The organism is Vreelandella indica (assembly GCF_037070225.1).
GTDB lineage: Bacteria > Pseudomonadota > Gammaproteobacteria > Pseudomonadales > Halomonadaceae > Vreelandella > Vreelandella arctica.
In genome coordinates this window covers 61,024-79,832 of record NZ_JBANSO010000013.1, presented here as the reverse complement: position 1 = coordinate 79,832, position 18,809 = coordinate 61,024, and the positions used below count along the sequence as shown (strand labels likewise).

19 protein-coding genes are annotated in these 18,809 nt (G+C 55.4%); 12 read left to right on the top strand and 7 right to left on the bottom strand.

Annotated features, from left to right (window positions below):
- Positions 1 to 53 precede the first annotated feature (53 nt).
- Together rsmA and apaG are read left to right on the top strand one after the other, a co-directional pair.
- Positions 54 to 881: a 16S rRNA (adenine(1518)-N(6)/adenine(1519)-N(6))-dimethyltransferase RsmA gene (gene rsmA, locus V8L71_RS10890; RefSeq protein WP_035558921.1), complete on the top strand. Its 828-nt coding sequence runs from the start codon at positions 54 to 56 to the stop codon at positions 879 to 881.
- On the top strand, positions 878 to 1,255 hold the full coding sequence (gene apaG / locus V8L71_RS10885) for a Co2+/Mg2+ efflux protein ApaG (RefSeq protein ID WP_008956340.1): 378 nt from the start codon (positions 878 to 880) through the stop codon (positions 1,253 to 1,255). Before rsmA ends, apaG begins: the two co-directional genes overlap by 4 nt.
- Here apaG and V8L71_RS10880 read toward each other — a convergent pair.
- Entirely contained in the window at positions 1,224 to 2,699 is a 1,476-nt protein-coding gene (locus V8L71_RS10880; protein ID WP_336268471.1) for an FAD-dependent oxidoreductase, read from the bottom strand. The two genes, apaG and V8L71_RS10880, sit on opposite strands and share 32 nt — an antisense overlap.
- Complete coding sequence (locus V8L71_RS10875) at positions 2,699 to 2,878, bottom strand: hypothetical protein (RefSeq protein WP_336268472.1); 180 nt, start codon at positions 2,876 to 2,878, stop codon at positions 2,699 to 2,701. The genes V8L71_RS10880 and V8L71_RS10875 overlap by 1 nt, the downstream gene beginning before the upstream one ends.
- A 225-nt stretch (positions 2,879 to 3,103) precedes the next feature.
- Between V8L71_RS10875 and V8L71_RS10870 the strand changes: the two genes are divergently transcribed.
- The gene (locus V8L71_RS10870; RefSeq protein WP_176304452.1) at positions 3,104 to 3,919 is read left to right on the top strand and encodes a symmetrical bis(5'-nucleosyl)-tetraphosphatase; all 816 of its coding nucleotides are present in this window, start codon (positions 3,104 to 3,106) and stop codon (positions 3,917 to 3,919) included.
- An 8-nt stretch (positions 3,920 to 3,927) separates the two neighbouring features.
- Positions 3,928 to 5,064 (top strand): tRNA nucleotidyltransferase/poly(A) polymerase-related protein, encoded by a 1,137-nt coding sequence (locus tag V8L71_RS10865; protein ID WP_336274130.1) that lies wholly within the window; start codon positions 3,928 to 3,930, stop codon positions 5,062 to 5,064.
- A gap of 4 nt (positions 5,065 to 5,068) precedes the next feature.
- Here V8L71_RS10865 and folK read toward each other — a convergent pair whose 3' ends face one another.
- Positions 5,069 to 5,617, bottom strand: coding sequence for a 2-amino-4-hydroxy-6-hydroxymethyldihydropteridine diphosphokinase (gene folK / locus V8L71_RS10860; RefSeq protein ID WP_176304454.1), 549 nt, complete (start codon positions 5,615 to 5,617; stop codon positions 5,069 to 5,071).
- Positions 5,614 to 5,994: a dihydroneopterin aldolase gene (folB, locus tag V8L71_RS10855; protein ID WP_336274129.1), complete on the bottom strand. Its 381-nt coding sequence runs from the start codon at positions 5,992 to 5,994 to the stop codon at positions 5,614 to 5,616. The genes folK and folB overlap by 4 nt, the downstream gene beginning before the upstream one ends.
- A gap of 103 nt (positions 5,995 to 6,097) precedes the next feature.
- Between folB and plsY the strand changes: the two genes are divergently transcribed.
- The gene (plsY, locus tag V8L71_RS10850) at positions 6,098 to 6,670 is read left to right on the top strand and encodes a glycerol-3-phosphate 1-O-acyltransferase PlsY (protein WP_336268475.1); all 573 of its coding nucleotides are present in this window, start codon (positions 6,098 to 6,100) and stop codon (positions 6,668 to 6,670) included.
- A 7-nt stretch (positions 6,671 to 6,677) separates the two neighbouring features.
- On the opposite strand, the gene tsaD is transcribed toward plsY, so the two are convergent.
- On the bottom strand, positions 6,678 to 7,733 hold the full coding sequence (gene tsaD / locus V8L71_RS10845) for a tRNA (adenosine(37)-N6)-threonylcarbamoyltransferase complex transferase subunit TsaD (protein WP_336268476.1): 1,056 nt from the start codon (positions 7,731 to 7,733) through the stop codon (positions 6,678 to 6,680).
- Between the two features lie 224 nt (positions 7,734 to 7,957).
- On the opposite strand from tsaD, the gene rpsU reads away from it, so the two are divergent.
- The 3 genes from rpsU (at position 7,958) to rpoD (ending at position 12,364) form a co-directional block, all read left to right on the top strand.
- Positions 7,958 to 8,173: a 30S ribosomal protein S21 gene (gene rpsU / locus V8L71_RS10840; protein ID WP_008956349.1), complete on the top strand. Its 216-nt coding sequence runs from the start codon at positions 7,958 to 7,960 to the stop codon at positions 8,171 to 8,173.
- Between the two features lie 267 nt (positions 8,174 to 8,440).
- The gene (gene dnaG, locus V8L71_RS10835) at positions 8,441 to 10,291 is read left to right on the top strand and encodes a DNA primase (RefSeq protein WP_336274128.1); all 1,851 of its coding nucleotides are present in this window, start codon (positions 8,441 to 8,443) and stop codon (positions 10,289 to 10,291) included.
- A gap of 225 nt (positions 10,292 to 10,516) precedes the next feature.
- Positions 10,517 to 12,364, top strand: coding sequence for an RNA polymerase sigma factor RpoD (gene rpoD / locus V8L71_RS10830; protein ID WP_336274127.1), 1,848 nt, complete (start codon positions 10,517 to 10,519; stop codon positions 12,362 to 12,364).
- A gap of 112 nt (positions 12,365 to 12,476) precedes the next feature.
- Here the strand turns inward: rpoD and V8L71_RS10825 are convergent, their stop codons facing one another.
- Positions 12,477 to 13,127, bottom strand: a complete 651-nt coding sequence (locus V8L71_RS10825) for a hypothetical protein (RefSeq protein WP_298967565.1) — start codon at positions 13,125 to 13,127, stop codon at positions 12,477 to 12,479.
- Between the two features lie 188 nt (positions 13,128 to 13,315).
- Here V8L71_RS10825 and V8L71_RS10820 point away from each other — a divergent pair, with 188 nt between their 5' ends.
- Positions 13,316 to 14,683, top strand: coding sequence for an L-serine ammonia-lyase (locus tag V8L71_RS10820; RefSeq protein WP_101145234.1), 1,368 nt, complete (start codon positions 13,316 to 13,318; stop codon positions 14,681 to 14,683).
- An 11-nt stretch (positions 14,684 to 14,694) separates the two neighbouring features.
- Here the strand turns inward: V8L71_RS10820 and V8L71_RS10815 are convergent, their stop codons facing one another.
- Entirely contained in the window at positions 14,695 to 15,591 is an 897-nt protein-coding gene (locus tag V8L71_RS10815; protein ID WP_101145235.1) for a LysR family transcriptional regulator, read from the bottom strand.
- A gap of 130 nt (positions 15,592 to 15,721) precedes the next feature.
- Between V8L71_RS10815 and V8L71_RS10810 the strand changes: the two genes are divergently transcribed.
- The 3 genes from V8L71_RS10810 to fghA all read left to right on the top strand — a co-directional run bounded on the left by V8L71_RS10810 (position 15,722) and on the right by fghA (position 18,800).
- Entirely contained in the window at positions 15,722 to 16,705 is a 984-nt protein-coding gene (locus V8L71_RS10810) for an MBL fold metallo-hydrolase (protein WP_336274126.1), read from the top strand.
- Between the two features lie 45 nt (positions 16,706 to 16,750).
- Positions 16,751 to 17,860, top strand: a complete 1,110-nt coding sequence (locus tag V8L71_RS10805) for an S-(hydroxymethyl)glutathione dehydrogenase/class III alcohol dehydrogenase (protein ID WP_035558881.1) — start codon at positions 16,751 to 16,753, stop codon at positions 17,858 to 17,860.
- An 85-nt stretch (positions 17,861 to 17,945) separates the two neighbouring features.
- Entirely contained in the window at positions 17,946 to 18,800 is an 855-nt protein-coding gene (gene fghA / locus V8L71_RS10800) for an S-formylglutathione hydrolase (RefSeq protein ID WP_179916035.1), read from the top strand.
- Positions 18,801 to 18,809 lie beyond the last annotated feature (9 nt).

Sequence of the window (18,809 nt, the reverse complement as noted above, 5' to 3'; positions counted from 1 at the left end):
CGTTTGCTGCGAAATACTCCCGATTGAATCCGCACTCCAAGGAACACCGTTTGATGTCTACTGTGCCCCAACACCGCGCTCGTAAACGCTTTGGTCAGAACTTTTTGCGCGACCTTGGCATTATTTCGCGGATCGTTCGTGCCGTTGGCCCGCGCTCGACGGATCGCCTTGTCGAAATTGGCCCAGGGCAGGGTGCACTGACCGAGCCGCTGCTGGAAGCGGCAGGGCATTTAGAAGTCATTGAGCTCGACCGCGATCTGATCCCTGGCCTGCGCGTGCAGTTTTTTAACTACCCCGACTTTGTGATACACGAAGGCGATGCGCTGAAGTTTGATTTTGCCGCGCTGAAAGGCGATGGGCCTGCGCTGCGCGTGGTGGGTAATCTGCCTTACAACATCTCCACGCCGCTGATAATTCATCTATTGGCCGCAGGAAGTGCGATAGAAGATATGCACTTCATGCTGCAAAAAGAAGTCGTTGAGCGCTTGGCTGCTGAACCGGGCGGTGCTGATTGGGGGCGTCTTTCGGTCATGGCGCAGTACTACTGTAGTGTCGAGCAGCTATTTATTGTGCCGCCGGAAGCCTTTGTGCCGCAGCCCAAGGTTGAGTCGGCCATTGTGCGTTTAACGCCTCATGCGACCCTGCCTCATACAGCAGAAGACCCCACGCTGCTGTTTGAGTTGGTAAAGCTCGCGTTTGGACAGCGGCGCAAAACGCTGCGCAATAACTTTAAAGGGCGCGTGAGCCCTGAAATCCTTGAAGAATTAGGTATTGATCCTATCCGCCGTCCGCAAACACTGACGGTCGCCGAGTACGTGGCGATTGCCAATCGAGTCGCCGCCGATGAGCAGGCGAGCAGTGAGCGGGGCAGCCAAGCGTGAGTGGTCTAACTATCGAGGTAAACGTTGCGCCTAGCTACCGTGCCGATGAGTCCAATGATGCGGAGTCGCGCTACGTCTTCAGCTATACCATCACCGTCCATAATCAAAGCCCCCATAGCGTGCAGCTCATGGCGCGCTACTGGAAAATCACCCAGGGTAGCGGCGAGTGCCAGGAAGTGCGCGGCAAAGGCGTCGTCGGGCAGCAGCCGCTGATTGGCCCTGGCCAGAGCTTTCGCTATACCAGCCGTGCCATTCTTCAAACGCCGGTGGGAGTCATGGAAGGCGCCTATACGTTGCTAGACACATCTACGCAACGCGCGTTTGAAGTGGCTATCACACCGTTTAGGTTGGCGGTACCGCTCCAGCTTCACTAGATGTCTGCGTTAACCTGCTCTCCAGATGATCGCAAAGCCGCAGGGCCAGCTGCACTAGCGTTAATGTAGGGTTGGCGTGCCCCGCGCTGGCAAACACGCTGGAGCCCGCCACGTAGCAATTTTCCTGGGCAAATAGACGGCAGTCGGGGTTAACGATACCCGTCTCGGCAGCAAGGCTCATGCGCGTGCCGCCCATGTGGTGACGTCCAGCTAGTTCGCCTTCCGTGGGCAGTTGCACAGGCGTATCGGCAAGCCAATCAGCCATCTGTAGTCTGCCCACCTCATTGTCACGTAGGTATTCACCCAGCAGCAGCATGCTCTCGCGAATGGTGCGGCGATCCAGCTCAGACTGCTGCCATACCAAGCGGCTGCGGGGAACGCCCAGTTCATCCAGCTCATCGCTCAGTTCGATACGGTTCTCAAAGCGCGGCTCCTGTTCCCAGGCGGCTCTTAATACCACGCCATGGATTACCTGCCCTTGGGCTTGCCAGACACGTATCCGCCCCGCCAGCGTAGGGGCTTGATCAGCGAGCTCATCAATCAGCGCCTGAGTGGTTTCAGTGTTCATACGGTGCAAGCGCAGCCCACAGTTGAGTATTTGACGTGAATCGAGGGATGCAGCAGTGGGGGAGAGAAACACGTTGTATTCGTCGTCTAGCCCCAGCGCCGCTGGCTTGAACAACAGTGCCTTGCCCACCGTGGCGTGAGGGTGCTCCATCCAGTAGCGCCCCAGCGTGCCCGCCTGCGGTATTAGCTGTCCATTGGCTTGCTGGTTGCACCACAGCAACAAACGTGAGTTTTCGATACCGCCGCAGGCGAGCACAAAATAGCGCGCATGTACCAAGCGGTAGTCCCCTTGGTAATTCTTGAAAGTGGCACTGGTGACGTGGCCATCTTGGGTTTCCAGTGCCACTAGGTTGGCCGTTAAGCAGCACTCAAGCGTCATCGAATCGCGCAGCGTAGCGGCAAATTTATCTTTCAGCCGTGTCGGGTTGCCCAGAGAAAAATAGATGCGTTTAAACCCAGCCCCAGCGATGGATTGGTCTGCGGGCGTCGTCGCCAAGTCGAGTAACTTAGCGGCAGAGCGGTAGTAGGGTGAAAGCGCATCACGGCCAATGGGCCAAGCTGTCTCGCTGGCAGCTGATTTGGCGGTGAAGTCATAGCGATCCAACGGACGACAGACGCCTCCCCAGTGATTGGTCGAGCCACCTAAATGGCGTAGGCGAGCGCCATATAAAGGAATATAAGGGTCGCCGATGGTTTCACCCCGATAACAATCCTGGGAGCGTTCGCTGTAGTCCGCATCGCCACCTTCGCACAGCAGCACGCGATGCCCCCGCTCCGACAGGGTGACCGCCATGGAAATACCTGCTGCACCCGCGCCGATAATGCATACATCCACGGCGTCACGCTGTTCGCTAATAGCCTCAAAATTGATATACATCAGCGGTCACTAGCCTTAAGCAACCAACCGTTCACCACCACCGAAGCGATAGGTGGGGAAGTTTTAGCGGTAAAGGTCTGGGCGATCGGCAACAGTGTTGTACCGGGCAGCACTACAGCGCCGATGCCCGCCAGGGTAACCACCCGTAGTAGCCCACGCCGCGTATGATCCATAGCCATATGAGTATCGTTTTCCTTAACAGTAGTGACGAGGCAGCCATGCTTATGAAAGGCGATTTCGCTGCTGGACGTGTCTCTTGAGAGCGCCTGCGCGCATTTTTATAGTGATCCACGTTCGCTACTTTCACCAGTGTTAATCATCAAGATAAATAACCGACGGCAGGCAGAACAGGCAAGTGAGGTGGTAGTATTTAGCCCATTCATTTCATTAAAAAGGCCTCACGCATGAGCACCTATGCGATCGGCGATTTACATGGCTGCCATGCTGAATTCGTAGCGCTGCTGGAGAAACTCAGTTTTAACCCTGCGCGGGATACGCTTTGGCTAGTCGGCGATTTGATTAATCGCGGCCCCGGTTCTTTAGCGTGCTTGCGGGAGGTGCGCGCGCTCGGTAGCGCCGCAAAAAGCGTATTGGGCAATCATGACTTCCATTTGCTGGTCGTGGCCCGTGGTGGCGGTAAGCTTAAAAAAAATGACACCCTGAGCGATATTCTTGGTGCCCCTGACCGGGAGGAACTGCTGGATTGGCTTCAAAGCCAGCCCCTTAGCGTGTTTGAGCACCGGATACTAATGACCCATGCCGGGCTGCTGCCCCAGTGGAGCGTTCCTCAGGCCGAAGCGCTCGGGCGGGAAGTTCAGGCGGCGCTAGCGAGTGAAACATCAGGGCAGTTTTTAACCCAGCTATTCGGCAACCAGCCGGACATCTGGCGCGACGATCTAGAAGGCATGGACCGGCTACGTTTGATTGTGAATGTGTTCACTCGGATGCGCTTTATTGATGCCCAAGGGCGTTTAGAGTTTGCCGCGAAAGAGGGGCTTGATAGTGCCCCAGAAGGTTTTCTACCTTGGTTTCAATACCCGCGTGCCGATGATATTCAACTGCTGTTTGGCCACTGGGCTGCCCTTGAAGGGGAGACTCCTCAGGCGCAGGTGCCCGTCGAGGCGCTTGATACAGGCTGTGTTTGGGGCGGGCGATTAACCGCGCTAAACCTGACCAATGGCGAGCGCACTAGCGTGCCCAGTCAGCAGCGGGGGAGATAGGGAAAACAATGGAAAAAAGTGACACTAACAAACGGAGTGACCCCCGTTTAGCAGGCCTACAGGTTTATCGTGTAGGCGGCGCGGTGCGTGACGCTTTGCTGGGTTGGTCGGTTGTCGATAATGATTGGGTCGTGGTGGGGGCGACGCCAGAGGCCATGCGCAAGCGTGGTTTTAAGCCAGTGGGTCGCGACTTCCCGGTTTTTTTGCACCCAGAAACAGCTGAGGAGTATGCCCTTGCCCGCACCGAGCGAAAGTCTGGCCACGGCTACGCAGGGTTTGATGTTCACGCCAGCCCCGATGTCACGCTGGAAGAGGATTTGTTACGCCGTGACCTAACCATCAATGCAATTGCCCAGAGCATTGAGGGGGAGTTAACCGACCCGTTTAATGGGCAGGGCGATATTGAACAGCGTGTGCTGCGGCATATCTCAATGGCGTTTAGCGAAGACCCGCTGCGGGTACTGCGTACTGCGCGCTTTTTAGCCCGCTATGCATCGCGGGGATTCACCATAGCCGATGAAACCCTGGCATTGATGCGCCAAGTGAGCCACAGCGGTGAACTTGAGCATTTGGCCGCCGAGCGGGTGTGGGTGGAAACCGAAAAGGCGCTGGGCGAACCAAGCCCGGACGTTTATTTCACCACCCTAGAGCGCTGTGAGGCGCTGCCCATCTGGTTTCCCGAACTTATGGGGTCGGTGTTGCCGCAAGGTTTAGCTGCGCTGGGTCAAACGCCCCAAAGCAGCACGCTAGCAGTGGCCCACTGGCGCTACGCGCAGTTGGTGTCACCGCTCACCGCCGAACAGCGTGATGCCTTAGCAACGCGGTTAAAGTTGCCTAACGCCGTGGCCCAGCTTGCCCGTCATACCGCGCTCACTTATGCGCTGCTTACCGCGCCACTGGATGGCCCGAATGTGCTGCATTGGCTGGAGCGGTTGGATGGCTGGCGCAAGCCCGAGCAGGTCGAGGCGCAGTTGGCATTAGTGAGCGTGCTGGCGCCGGAGCAAGTGAAGCGGCTTGGCAGCGCTTGGCTAGCGGCTCGCGAGGTGGGGCCGCAGGCGTTAATGGCGGAAGGATATCAGGGGGCAGCGCTGGGTGAGGCAATACGCGTGCGGCGGGGGCAAGTCGTGGCGGTGGCACTTGAGTAGCTGGTTATCGACGGGCCGCTGCCAAGCGAGGAAGCTCGTCTGACTGAGAGATCCAGCGGCCACGCCAGCTAAAATCAACCGCCCAGAGGCGTTGGCTGCCTAGTTCGAAGGTTTTCCATAGCGAAGCGTAAGAGGTGTCACACAAGGGGTGGCGTTCAGTGGGTAGCAATTCAGCAAGCGGCTGCAGCACGAACGCATTATGAGTGATTTCGCTGCGTGGCAACGTGACATCATCGATGGTGCCGCAGAGGCTGCCCACGGTAAGCAAGTCGATATCCAACGCGCGGGGGCTGAATTTAGCAGTGTCGGGAAGGCGACCGTGTTCTATTTCCAGCTGCTTACTCCAAGCCTGAAGCTCCCCGGGTGACCAGTCACTGTGAAAGGCTACTACCAAATTATAGAAATTGCGGCTGTCGGTAAAACCCACTGGCTCGCTTTCAAAAACACGTGAGATTTGCAGCGAGCCAAAGGTCTCCGCGAGCGCATCAAGGCAGTAGCGGATATGCCGAGTGGGATAAATATTGCTGCCTAAGCTGACAGTAACCAGCTTCATGCGCTGGGCTCCTGCGTTACCTCTGGTAAGGCGCCGCGGGTAATTTCCAAACCGACGCTGATAGCGTTGGGCACTGCACCGGGTTTACGCACGGTCAGGCGCAACCAGCTAATTGGGAATTCTGTGCGCAGGCATTCTGCGAGGCGTTCGGCGAAAGTTTCGACCAGGGCGAATTGATGATCATCGGCAAATGTCTGAATGCGCTGACAAATGGCGGCGTAATCCAGCGTGAGGCGTAAATCATCGGTGGCTGCCGCTGAGCGAATGTCGGTCGCCAACGCCAAATCTAAGCTCAGAGTTTGTTGAATCGAACGCTCCCAGTCATAGACACCGATAACTGTGTCGACGGTTAACGCTTCAATCAAAATGCGATCCATCTGCCTTCCCCCAGCTGCAACAAGCGGGCGATTGTACGTTAGGATGGGGCTAAACGACAGCGACCCAGGCTATCGAGACGGTCTATAAAGCGAGCAGAGCGCCATGGTATGGATAGTAGTAGGTTATTTAAGCGGCAGTTGGTTGGCAGCGCTGAGCGTTTGCCGCCTCGCGGGTGTGGGTGACCCACGCCAACATGGCTCGTTTAACCCTGGGTTTTCTAACGTATTGCGCCTTTATGGCCCCTGTTTAGCGGCCGTTACTCTGCTGCTAGATGCCTTAAAAGCCATGCCCGCTGTTTTAGGGGCCAAGCTTATGAACTGCCCAGTATGGTTGCAAGGGCTGGTTGGGCTGGCCGTGCTGCTTGGACACAGTTTTCCCTTATGGCATCACTTTCGTGGCGGAAAGGCAGTTGCCAGCGCGTTTGGTGTACTGCTGATATTGGTGCCCAATGTGGCGCTATTAAGCGCCGTCATTTGGGCGCTACTGGCGTGGCGGCTAAAGACGGCGGCGATGGCATCGCTGGTCAGTGCTTTGGTGGCGCCGCTAATATGCGCTTGGCTAGCGCCTGCGTATTTTGTGGTAGTCGGTGGCTTTAGCCTGCTGGTGCTGGCCCGGCACGGGCTCAATATTCGTCGACTGCGACGCGGTGAAGAGCCGCCATTTCGCGGCTCCTAGAGCGCAGCTAGCTGTCAGCGGCAGCCGGGGGTGTCAGTTGATCCAGCGGCCAACGGGGTGTCGCCTGCATGAGGCCGGGGGTATCGCTTTCGCCTGCTGCAAGGCGTTGAGCACCCACGTAGGCAATCATGGCGCCATTGTCGGTGCAAAAGCGCCCGCGTGGGTAGTAGGCGCGGGCTTGGCGTTTTTCACACTCAGCGTGCAGTCGTTCACGCAGGCGATGATTGGCGCTAACCCCACCCGCCACCACTAAACGTTTCAAACCGGTTTGATCCAGCGTCCTGCGGCACTTAATGACCAGCGTATCAACCACGGCTTCTTCAAAGGCACGGGCTACATCGGCACGTGCTTGGTCGTCGAGTTCCCCGGCTGCTTCCAATTGGCGAATAGCGGTCATGGTGTGGGTTTTTAAGCCGGAAAAACTAAAATCGAGCCCTGGTCGGTCGGTCATCGGGCGTGGGAAGCGAAAACGCTTGGGATCCCCTTGTTCCGCCAGTTTGGCGACTTGAGGCCCACCTGGGTAGGCCAAGCCCAGCATTTTGGCAGCTTTATCAAACGCTTCACCCGCGGCGTCATCCACCGATTCACCGAGCAACTGATAGCGGCCCAGTCCTTGCACTTCGACCAGTTGGGTATGCCCGCCGGATACCAGCAGTGCCACGAAGGGGAACGCAGGCGGCTCGTCTTCCAGCATCGGTGCCAGTAAGTGGCCTTCCATGTGATGCACGCCCAGTACGGGAATGTTTAACGCTCGTGCCATGCCGTGGGCGGTGCTGGCGCCCACCATTAATGCACCGACTAAGCCCGGGCCAGCGGTATAAGTAATACCGTCCAGGTCATGACGCGTTAGCTTGGCATCGCTGAGCACTTGCTCAATCAGCGGGAGCAGTTTGCGGGTGTGATCGCGAGAAGCGAGTTCGGGGACCACGCCGCCAAATTCGGCGTGCATGGCGATTTGACTGTAGAGCGCGTCGGCAAGCAGCCCTTTGCCGCCGGTTAGCGAAGTGTCATAAAGCGCAATGCCCGTTTCGTCGCAGGATGTCTCAATGCCCAGAACACGCATAAAAGGGGACTCTCAAAGGATGTGCAAAAAATATAAAGGTGAAAATCACAAGGTCAGTAGTCTAGCATTGTCGCTGCAAACGAGCGTAAGCATTTGCAAAGATGGCCAGCGACGACTAGACTACTGTGCGCTGTAAAACTGGGTCGTACACCGCGTTCTAGATCGTAATATCGCAGTGTACGTACTATCCGAACTCAAGACTCCTTAAGGTAGGTGAGTGCTTAATGCCTTCTGTAAAAGTACGTGATAACGAGCCGTTTGACGTCGCCCTGCGTCGCTTCAAGCGTTCTTGCGAAAAAGCCGGTGTTCTTTCTGAAGTACGCCGCCGCGAGCACTATGAGAAGCCGACTGCTGAGCGTAAACGCAAAGCGGCAGCTGCCGTAAAACGCCACGCTAAGAAAGTCCAGCGTGAGCAAAAGCGTTTCGAACGGCTCTATTGATCCGTACCCGAGGGGGCCGGAGCAGTTAGCTGGTCGTCTCAAGAGGGATGCCAAGCGGCCGCCACTAGGTGGCCGTTTGTTTTTGACTGTCGTTTTTAATGCTTTCGTTGGTTAAGACCGTCGCTGTTTATGATGATCTGATCTGGTAATGGGTCTGATGACCTTAGGCAGTGTTTTTAAAAACTGGTTTTGAAAACAGATTTTAAAAACAGGGCTTTTAAAAACAGTCTCGAAAGTTAGCGCTTTGCGCGAGGATGCCCGTAGTTCATGGCAGGCCAAATTCCACAGCGTTTCATTGATGACCTCTTAGGCCGCGTTGATGTGGTCGAGGTGGTCGGTGAGCGTGTGCAGCTTAAAAAAGCCGGCCGTAACTACTCCGGGCTATGTCCCTTTCATCAAGAGAAAACCCCGTCGTTCACCGTCAGCGCGGATAAGCAGTTTTATCACTGCTTTGGCTGCGGCGCTAATGGGAATGCACTACGCTTCTTGATGGAGTACGACAAGCTGCCGTTTCCCGAAGCGGTAGAGCAGTTGGCCGGGCGCTTGGGTATTGAGGTGCCTCGCGAAGGGGCTGACGACCCGCGTGCTCAGCAACGCGAAAAGAAGCGCAAAGAGGGCGTTAACCTGCTCGAACTCGCCGCCAGTTTTTATCGCGAGCGATTGAAGATGCAGGAAGGGCAGCCCGCCCAGCGTTATTTGACGGGTCGTGGGCTCTCGGGTGAGGTGATCAAGACCTATGGTATTGGTTATGCCCCGAGCGGTTGGGAGGCGCTGAAGCAGCATCTCAGCGAGCGCGGTATTGGTGAGCCGGTTCAGGTGGAGTATGGCCTGCTGATTCATCGTGAAGATACCGGGCGTACCTATGACCGCTTTCGGGATCGGGTAATGTTTCCGATTCGTGATCTGCGCGGACGTACGATTGCGTTCGGCGGCCGGGTAATGGGCGATGATCAGCCCAAATACCTCAACTCGCCGGAAACGCCCGTGTTTCATAAGGGGCGTGAGCTTTACGGCCTGTATGAAGCGCGCCAAGCCTCTAGCAAGCTTGAGCAGCTTGTCATGGTCGAGGGTTACATGGATGTGGTGGCGCTGGCGCAATTCGGTATTCATAACGCCGTGGCGACGCTGGGTACCGCCACCACGGAAGACCATTTAACTCGCCTGTTTCGACTGGTGAGTCGTGTGGTGTTCTGTTTTGACGGCGACCGTGCGGGAAGGCGGGCGGCGAGTCGGGCGTTGGAAACCGCGTTGCCGCAAATGATTGATGGCCGTGAAGCGCGCTTTCTGTTTCTACCGGAAGGTGATGACCCGGATACCCTGGTGCGCCGTGAAGGCACCGAGGCGTTTCAGGATCGCGTCACTTGTGCGATGCCGCTGTCGGAGTTTCTGTTCGAGCAGGCGGCCCAAGGGCGCGACTTAAATACGGTGGAAGGACGCGAGCGATTTGCCAGTCAGGTGCTTGAAGCATTGAACAAAGTGCCTGATGGCATGCTCAAATCACTACTGCTTGAGTCATTGGCGCAGCGTAGTGGGTTGGCGCAGGAGCAGTTGAAGGTATTGCTCGAAAAACGTGCCCAGGCGGCACAGCGCCATCTTGCCCAGGGGCAGCCAGAACAGAGTGAAATAGACTCGGCTTCAGGGAGTCCCAGCGCGGTCAAATTGGCGTCTACTCAGCCATCGCGCTCCCGCTCTCAGGTGCTTTCTCCTGTCGGGCGTATTGTGCAGCTTCTGCTACATGAGCCTAATTTGGTTGCAGCGCTACCTGATCATTTGGAATGGCTGCCAGAAGATGACGATACGCCGCTATGCCGAGAGCTGGTTGAACTGCTCAAAGCAGGGCGTTACCGCAGTCCGCAGGTGGTGTTGGCGCATTTTCAGGGCAGTCAGCAGGGGCAAGCTTTGGCAGCCTTCGCTAAGCGCGAATTGTTGATTCCAAAGGCAGATAGGGAAGCAGAGCTGAATGGCTGGGTGGAACATCTGCAGCATGTTCAGCGTCAGCGTTCTCCGCAAGAGGAGTACGCAGCGTTGCTGGCGCAGGAGCGCGCCGGACAAAAGTTAGATAAGGAGCAGCGCCAGCGTTTGGCAAGCTTGGTAATGGAGCTTGCACAGCGCCAATAAGGCGGTGTTTTGAGCGATGGGGTTGAATTCCTGCCGTATCAACACCAAATATAAGGTCAGCCACCGAGCGTTGGCCTAACCGAACAACCTAACACACCTGAATGACCGCGCAAATACGTCGAGCTGGAAAATTTCCTGCTTTTTACGCTATACTGTACGGCTTGTTGAGTTTAATCGATTCAGCGCTCCAGGTGTTTCATTCTTCTTCGTCGAGATAGGGTTTCTATGGCTGGAAATGCGCAGCAGCAGTCGCGTCTGAAGGAGTTGATCGCACGCGGCAAGGAACAGGGCTACCTGACCTATGCCGAGGTCAACGACCATCTACCCGAGGATATCGCCGACCCGGATCAAGTGGAAGACATCATTGGCATGATCAACGACATGGGTATAAGTGTCGCTGAAGAAGCGCCAGATGAAGACACTTTGATGATGTCGGATCAATCCACGGACGAGTCCGCTGCGGAAGAGGCCGTAGCGGCCCTTGCCGCCGTGGAAAGCGATGTAGGCCGCACCACTGACCCCGTCCGCATGTACATGCGTGAAATGGGCACGGTTGAGCTTCTTACCCGTGAAGGCGAAATTGAAATCGCCAAGCGGATCGAAGAGGGCACCCGTGAAGTGATGTCGTCTCTGGCCTATTTGCCGGGTGCCGTCGCGTCTATTCTAGACGCCTACGACGCTACCCAGGATGAAGAAGCGCCGGGGCGTCTTTCGGATCTATTTTCTGGTTTCATCGACCCGGATGAAGGTATTCCTGGTGTAGCAGAGGCCGAAGTGCCTGAGCCGGAACCCGAGCCCGAGATTGACGACGACGTTGATAGTGATGATGAAGAAGACGAAGACTCCACCGCCAGCGAAGGCGGTCCGGATCCCGAAGAAGCGCGTGCGCGTTTTGAGCAGATTCGCGAGCAGAACGCTTTAGTCGAAGCGGCGTTTGCCAAGCATGGTCGCGGTAGTGCCGAGCTAAAGGCCGAGCAGACTCGTCTAGCCGTGCTTTTCTCGCCGATCAAGCTGGTCCCCAAGCACTTTGAGCGCCTGGTTGGCCAAGTGCGTATCAGTGTCGAGCAAGTGCGTGCCCAGGAAAAAGCGGTCATGCAGCTGTGCGTGAAAAAAGCCAAGGTGCCGCGCAAAACCTTTATCAAGTCGTTTCCGGGTAACGAGTCACGCAAAACGTGGCTGGATGATTTTCAGGCAGCGCAGAGCAAGTACGCTGACCGTCTTGAGCCGCTGCGCGCCGATATCGCTCGTGCCCAGCGCAAGATCGCCTTTGAAGAAGACATGGTGCAGCTCTCGGTTGCCGATCTCAAAGAGGTAAACCGCAAGCTCTCCATTGGCGAAGCGAAAGCGCGTCGCGCCAAGAAAGAGATGGTTGAAGCTAACTTGCGCTTGGTTATCTCGATTGCCAAGAAGTACACCAACCGTGGTTTGCAGTTCCTGGATCTCATTCAGGAAGGCAACATCGGTCTGATGAAAGCGGTCGACAAGTTCGAATACCGCCGTGGCTACAAGTTCTCGACCTATGCCACGTGGTGGATTCGTCAGGCAATCACCCGTTCGATTGCTGATCAGGCGCGCACCATTCGTATTCCGGTGCATATGATTGAGACCATCAACAAGCTCAATCGCGTTTCGCGTCAAATGCTGCAGGAAATGGGTCGTGAGCCGACGCCGGAAGAGCTCGGCGAACGCTTGGAAATGCCCGAAGACAAAGTACGCAAGGTGCTCAAAATCGCCAAAGAGCCGATCTCCATGGAGACGCCGATTGGTGACGATGATGATTCACACCTGGGCGACTTTATCGAAGATGGCACCATGCTGCTGCCGATCGATATGGCCACCGGTGAAGGCCTTATCGAAGCGACGCGTAACGTATTAGGTGGCTTGACTGCACGCGAAGCAAAAGTGCTGCGTATGCGTTTTGGTATCGATATGAATACCGACCATACGTTGGAAGAGGTAGGCAAGCAGTTTGACGTGACGCGTGAGCGAATCCGTCAGATTGAAGCCAAAGCGTTGCGTAAGCTGCGTCACCCCAGCCGCTCTGAGCCGCTGCGTTCATTCCTTGATGAGTGATCGATAGCTGCTAATACCTAAATAGTGGCTAAGACCTAAAAAGCCCGCCGTTCACTGAACGGCGGGCTTTTTTATGTTTGGTCTAGTGTAATGGGTCTGCCAATAGAAAGCGTTATGCAGGCGTTTGGCGTTGTGTCTTATAAATGCGCCGAGCCAACAGCAGCAGCTCCAGTGTGGCGATCAAAATCAAGCTGTAACCGAGAAGCTCCACGACTTCTTCAGCGACACTCTTAAAGGTGCCTGAATAGCTATCTTCGAGTATTAATTGCCAAAACTCTTGCCGGCCATACAGGCGCGAGAAGATATACGTGGTCAGTACGCCCGCTGTAAACAAGCCAAAGGCGAAAGTATTGCTGTAATGGGCAAACTCAACGAGGAAGCGATTACGTTGCTTAACCACCCAAAAGAGTGCTGGGAAAATGATCAGCGCTACTAGCACTTTCCAAGTGTTATCAGCGACATAGTTATCCAGGAAATGATCTTGCTCGCGCACCAGTGAGGCCGCTACAAACGCGAGTAGCAGCAGGCTGACGGTGGGCCATACCCTAAGCACCTGGCGAATATAAAGCAGCATGGCGCAGCAGGTGGCCAGCACGAGTGTTTGCGTAAACTCGGTAAAACCCAATTCAGAAAACCGCACTGAGGGAAGATAGAGCGCTTCAAGATAGGCGCCTTGGGCAATTGCCCCAATGAAAAATACGTATAACACTGCACGTATTAAAATAGTTTGAAACCCTATTGGCCAGGGAGGTGAAGAAGACATACCGACATCCATTGTGGGTAAGCAGCGTCGTAACGTGCATATGCAAACATGCAGGGGTGAATGTTCATTATATCGTCACACTTCTGTGTTCGCACGTCGATATTGTGGTTATTCGCTCGACGTTTGGTCATCGCCCCTGCAAAGTGTTAAATGGGCAGGCAATAACAACGTTGTGAGGGAGTATCGGCATGGCTATTAGTGTGTTTGATCTTTTTCGTATTGGTATTGGACCCTCCAGTTCCCATACGGTCGGGCCGATGCGCGCTGCGCGTGATTTTGCCATGGCGCTCGAAGACGCCTCCGTCACGCGAGTCGTGGTAAGACTTCATGGCTCACTGGCCGCCACCGGCGTGGGTCACGGTACTGATCAAGCGGTGATCATGGGACTGATGGGGGAGGCGCCCGAAAGCATCGACCCCGACACTATTGCATCGCGATTAAAACAACTTGATGAGAGCGAACCACTGTTGCTTGCCAATGGCCAGCAAATCGCCTTTGAGGTTGGCAGCGATGTGGAGTGGGATGAAACCTGCCTGCCGTTTCATCCTAATGCCATGGTGTTGAGCGCTTACTGCCATGGCACACTGATAGCGACGAACACATATTACTCACTAGGCGGCGGCTTCTATGTTGATCAGGCCAAGGCGGATCAAGGCGAGGTGGGTGAGGACAGTACGCCGCTGACATATCCCTTTAATACGGCGGAGGAGCTGCTCGCACTCTGCCGGCAGCATCAACTGCGCATTAGTCAGTTGATGCTTGAAAACGAGAAGGCTTGGCGTAGCGAATCGGCCATTCGTGAAGAGCTGCTGACTATTTGGCAAGCGATGAGTGACAGCATTGACAATGGCCTGCGTGCCACAGGGCATTTGCCTGGAGGGTTAAATGTGCGCCGCCGTGCGCAGTCTTTGCATCAGCAATTACTGAGTCCGCCAGAAAATCAGCGCCTGATTGTGTCGAGTTTTACTGTGATGGATTGGGTCAATGTATTTGCGCTGGCGGTGAACGAGGAGAACGCCGCTGGGCGGAGGATGGTCACCGCACCGACTAACGGGGCGGCGGGCATCGTGCCAGCCGTATTGGCGTACTATTTGAAATTTGAGCCCGACGCTAGCGAGGCGGATGTAGTGGATTTTCTGCTCACAGCCGGGGCAGTCGGCATTTTGTGTAAAAAGAATGCTTCCATCTCGGGCGCTGAAGTAGGCTGCCAAGGCGAGGTGGGCTCCGCCTGTGCAATGGCGGCCGCTGGGCTTGCCGAAGTGCTGGGCGGCACGCCGGGCCAAGTGGAAAACGCTGCTGAGATCGGCTTGGAGCATAATCTGGGGTTAACCTGCGACCCGGTGGGCGGCCTTGTCCAAGTGCCTTGTATAGAGCGCAATGCGATCGCCTCCGTCAAAGCCATTAATGCCGCGCGTATGGCGCTGCATGGCGATGGCGAGCACTTTATATCGCTGGATAAAGTGATTCGCACCATGCGCGATACCGGCCGCGATATGCAGGATAAGTACAAAGAGACCTCTAAAGGCGGGCTCGCCGTTAATGCTATTGAGTGCTAAGCAGCGGTTTCTTAACTAAGCGAGTCCTTGGGCAAGACGCTAGCAATATTGGCGACCAGATAATCTACCAACTGGCGTATTTTAGGCGATAGATGGCGGTGGCGAGGGTAGACCGCCCACACAGCGGTATCGTGGTGCTGAAAAGGCTCCAGCACGGCGACCAGCTCGCCGCTGGCTAAGTAGGGGGCCACGTAGTAGTCCGGCAACTGGGCAAGCCCCAACCCCTTGCGCGCGGCGTCCAGCAGCGCCGGGCCGGAATTGCCGCTCCAGCATCCCTCGACACGGACTTCCCGGCGTTGGCCGTTCACTTCAAATAACCAGTTAGGTCGTGAGCCAATCAAGCAACGATGTTGGCTAAGTTCAGCCAGGGTATGCGGGCGCGGCGCTTGGCGAAAATAGCTCTGCGAGCCGACGATATATTCGCGCCGGTCGCATAGGCGCCTAGCGATTAGGCTGGAATCCTTTAACACCCCCATTCGAATGGCAATGTCGTAGCCCTCTTCAATCAATTCCACCGGCCGGTTAGTGAAGTGCATATGCACGTCCAACTGAGGGTGTAGACACTGAAAGTCGTTAACCAGCGGGGCAATAAAACGCTCTCCAAACGTAGTGGCCGAGGTGAGTTTAAGCAAGCCGTTAGGCTTGCCTTGCAGTTCGCTAAGCGCTTGTTCAGCATCGCGCAGCCCATCAAAAAGATGACGACAGTGCTCAACGTAAGTAGCCCCTGCATCGGTCAGGCGGATTTGCCGCGTGGTGCGGTAGAATAATTGTACGCCCAGCTGATTTTCGAGCTGGCTGACCAAACGACTGATATGCGAAGTGGATACTTTTAAGTGGCGGGCAGCGGCAGAGAACGTGCCCAAACGCACTACCTCGACAAACGCTTCGATACGGCTCCAGTGCTGCATGTTGATTCCTTAGGTCGACGGCGATTGTTGCTGAGTGACAATAATCTTATGAGTGTATCCCGCTTTATCTACTGCGCCTAGCTGACCTACACTGCTCGCATCGTTGGCGTATCAATGGAGTGTATAGCTTATGTCTAAATTCTTATCTCAGTGGTCGCGCGGTGCGCTGGCCGTTGCTATTAGTGCTGGCTGTGCCGCTAGTGCTCAGGCAGAGCTACCTACGCAACAGCAAGAACAGGCTCCCGGCTGGTTTCGTATGATGGTTGGGGAGTATGAAGTCACCGCTCTCTACGATGGTCATACAGCGATTGATACTTCTTTGCTAAAAGGCATGGAGCAAGAAGAGATTCTTCGCCATCTGGATGCGCTATTTATTGATGCGGAAAGCGGTATGCAAACCGCGGTTAACGCTTTTCTTATTCATACTGGCGAGAATCTGGTGTTGGTCGATGCCGGGTCTGCCGCCTGCTTTGGCCCCTCGCTTGGTCAGGTAGAGAGCAACCTCCGCGCATCAGGCTACTCGCCAGAAGATGTCGACACGGTGTTGATGACCCATTTACATCCGGATCATGTGTGCGGTTTAGCCAATGAGAGTGGCGAGGCGGTTTATCCAAACGCTGAGTTACGTGCCAGCCAAGCCGATGCTGGTTTTTGGTTGGATGAGGAGCGTGCGGCAGCGGCGCCCGAAGGTAATCGAGCGTTCTTTGAAATGGCCCAAGACGCGGTAGCGCCTTATCAGGAAGCGGGTCGCTTCAACCCCTTTACAGCAGGTGATGAAGTGCTCATGGGCATTGTTGCTCAAGATACTCATGGCCATACTGTTGGTCACTCAAGCTTTATGCTCAATAGCGATGATGACGCCATGCTGGTATGGGGAGACGTAGTGCACAGCTACGGCGTGCAGTTTGCCGACCCTACGGTGGCTATTGAGTTTGATTCTAATCCAGAGCAAGCCGTGCGCACGCGGGAAAGTGTGCTCGAAAGCGCCGTTGAAGATAAGCACTGGATCGCCGGTGCCCATATGCCTTTCCCTGGTATTGGACATATCATAGAAGATGAACAAGGGTATCGCTGGCTGCCAATTGAATTTGCCCCGGTAGCAGCTGACGAGTAACGCATTCGTAATAGTGGTTGAAGTAATGAACATTGAGGAGCCGAAATGAAGTCACGCGCAGCTGTTGCACTAGAAGCGGGTAAGCCGCTCGAATTAGTTGAGATTGATGTTGAAGGCCCAAAAGCGGGCGAAGTACTGGTTAAAATGGCAGCGACTAGCGTCTGTCATACCGATGCCTACACGCTTTCTGGAGCTGATCCGGAAGGTAATTTTCCCGCCGTATTGGGTCACGAAGGGGCCGGCGTCGTTCAAGAAGTAGGCGAGGGCGTTACCAGCCTTAAGCCGGGCGACCATGTGATCCCGCTCTACACCGCCGAGTGCGGCAAATGTAAATTCTGTTTGTCGGGTAAAACCAACCTGTGCGGCAGCGTGCGCGCTACCCAGGGTAAGGGGGTCATGCCTGACGGTACCTCGCGGTTCTCCCTAGACGGTAAGATGCTTCATCACTACATGGGCACCTCTACGTTCAGCGAGTACACGGTGTTGCCAGAAGTCTCCCTAGCGGTGGTGTCTAAAGAAGCCCCTATGGATAAAATCTGCCTGCTGGGCTGCGGTGTGACTACCGGCATCGGTGCAGTGCTGAATACCGCCAAAGTAGAGCCGGGCGCTACGGTGGCGGTGTTTGGCCTTGGTGCGATTGGTCTTGCTGTTATTCAGGGTGCGGTGATGGCCAAAGCGGGTCGAATTATTGCCATTGACGTTAACGCTGATAAGTTCGAGCTGGCCAAGCAGTTTGGCGCTACCGATTTTGTGAACCCGAAAGAGTATTCAGACCCGATCCAACAAGTCATTGTCGATATGACCGATGGCGGTGTCGACTACTCCTTCGAGTGTATCGGCAACGTTAACGTGATGCGTTCGGCGCTGGAGTGCTGCCATAAAGGCTGGGGCGAATCGATCGTGATTGGTGTCGCCGGGGCCGGTGAAGAGATTTCGACACGGCCGTTTCAACTGGTCACCGGGCGCGTCTGGAAAGGATCCGCCTTTGGTGGCGTCAAAGGGCGCAGCGAGCTACCGGGTTACGTTGATCGTTATATGAACGGTGAGATCAATATCGACGACTTCATTACCCACGATATGCCGTTTGAGAAGATCAACGAAGCGTTTGATTTACTGCATGCGGGTAAGAGCATTCGTACCGTACTGCATTACTGAGTATCATTGCTGAAACTGATAGCTAGCACGTGTAAAACGCGGCGGGGAGACCTGCCGCGTTTGCTGCATTTAAAGGAACCTGCCCATGAGCATGAGTGAAACTTTAGAACTGGTGTCCGCTAACCGTAGTTTTGGTGGCTGGCATAAGCGCTACCGCCATTACTCCCGTGCGCTGGATTGCGACATGGTCTTTGCCGTTTACCTGCCTCCCCAGGCGGAAAACGAGCGCGTACCGCTGCTTTGGTGGCTCTCGGGGCTAACCTGCAATGACGAAAACTTTATGCAGAAAGCGGGCGCTCACCGTATTGCCGCCGAATTGGGTGTGGCGATTGTCTGCCCTGACACCAGCCCCAGAGGCACGGATTTGCCTGGCGAACACGAAAGTTTTGATCTGGGATCCGGGGCTGGGTTCTATGTCAACGCGACTGAGGAGCCTTGGAAGTCTCACTATCGCATGTACGACTATGTGATTGAGGAGCTGCCTTCGGTAGTACGCCAGCACTTCCCGGTGAATGGTCGCGAATCCATTAGTGGCCATTCGATGGGTGGGCATGGCGCTTTGATTCTGGCACTACGTCATCCAGGTCGTTTCCGCTCAGTATCGGCTTTTTCACCGGTGGTGAATCCAATGAACTGCCCCTGGGGGCAGCAAGCCTTTACTGCCTATCTAGGTGAAGATCAGTCACGCTGGCGTCAGTACGACGCCTGTGAACTGGTGGCTAATGGTGCATCCCGTCAGCGACTGTTTATCGACCAGGGCGAAGCGGATCAGTTCTTAGAAGAGCAGCTTCAGCCTGAGCGTTTAGAAGCCGTTTGTGAAGAGCACGATCATCCGTTAACACTGCGCCGTCAGCCGGGCTACGATCACAGTTACTTCTTCATTGCCTCGTTCATTGAGGATCATCTGCGCTATCATGCAGACCACCTCATGAAGCGTTAAGGATTACTG

Excerpts from the sequence above, each read along its gene's own strand:
- V8L71_RS10875 (WP_336268472.1), bottom strand. The coding sequence starts at position 2,878 with ATGGCTATGGATCATACGCGGCGTGGGCTACTACGGGTGGTTACCCTG.
- dnaG (WP_336274128.1), top strand. The coding sequence starts at position 8,441 with ATGGCAGGCCAAATTCCACAGCGTTTCATTGATGACCTCTTAGGCCGC.
- rpoD (WP_336274127.1), top strand. The coding sequence starts at position 10,517 with ATGGCTGGAAATGCGCAGCAGCAGTCGCGTCTGAAGGAGTTGATCGCA.
- V8L71_RS10870 (WP_176304452.1), top strand. The coding sequence starts at position 3,104 with ATGAGCACCTATGCGATCGGCGATTTACATGGCTGCCATGCTGAATTC.
- rsmA (WP_035558921.1), top strand. The coding sequence starts at position 54 with ATGTCTACTGTGCCCCAACACCGCGCTCGTAAACGCTTTGGTCAGAAC.
- V8L71_RS10805 (WP_035558881.1), top strand. The coding sequence starts at position 16,751 with ATGAAGTCACGCGCAGCTGTTGCACTAGAAGCGGGTAAGCCGCTCGAA.
- V8L71_RS10810 (WP_336274126.1), top strand. The coding sequence starts at position 15,722 with ATGTCTAAATTCTTATCTCAGTGGTCGCGCGGTGCGCTGGCCGTTGCT.
- plsY (WP_336268475.1), top strand. The coding sequence starts at position 6,098 with ATGGTATGGATAGTAGTAGGTTATTTAAGCGGCAGTTGGTTGGCAGCG.
- V8L71_RS10815 (WP_101145235.1), bottom strand. The coding sequence starts at position 15,591 with ATGCAGCACTGGAGCCGTATCGAAGCGTTTGTCGAGGTAGTGCGTTTG.
- V8L71_RS10880 (WP_336268471.1), bottom strand. The coding sequence starts at position 2,699 with ATGTATATCAATTTTGAGGCTATTAGCGAACAGCGTGACGCCGTGGAT.
- V8L71_RS10820 (WP_101145234.1), top strand. The coding sequence starts at position 13,316 with ATGGCTATTAGTGTGTTTGATCTTTTTCGTATTGGTATTGGACCCTCC.
- folK (WP_176304454.1), bottom strand. The coding sequence starts at position 5,617 with ATGAAGCTGGTTACTGTCAGCTTAGGCAGCAATATTTATCCCACTCGG.
- V8L71_RS10865 (WP_336274130.1), top strand. The coding sequence starts at position 3,928 with ATGGAAAAAAGTGACACTAACAAACGGAGTGACCCCCGTTTAGCAGGC.
- fghA (WP_179916035.1), top strand. The coding sequence starts at position 17,946 with ATGAGCATGAGTGAAACTTTAGAACTGGTGTCCGCTAACCGTAGTTTT.
- folB (WP_336274129.1), bottom strand. The coding sequence starts at position 5,994 with ATGGATCGCATTTTGATTGAAGCGTTAACCGTCGACACAGTTATCGGT.
- V8L71_RS10825 (WP_298967565.1), bottom strand. The coding sequence starts at position 13,127 with ATGTCTTCTTCACCTCCCTGGCCAATAGGGTTTCAAACTATTTTAATA.
- rpsU (WP_008956349.1), top strand. The coding sequence starts at position 7,958 with ATGCCTTCTGTAAAAGTACGTGATAACGAGCCGTTTGACGTCGCCCTG.
- tsaD (WP_336268476.1), bottom strand. The coding sequence starts at position 7,733 with ATGCGTGTTCTGGGCATTGAGACATCCTGCGACGAAACGGGCATTGCG.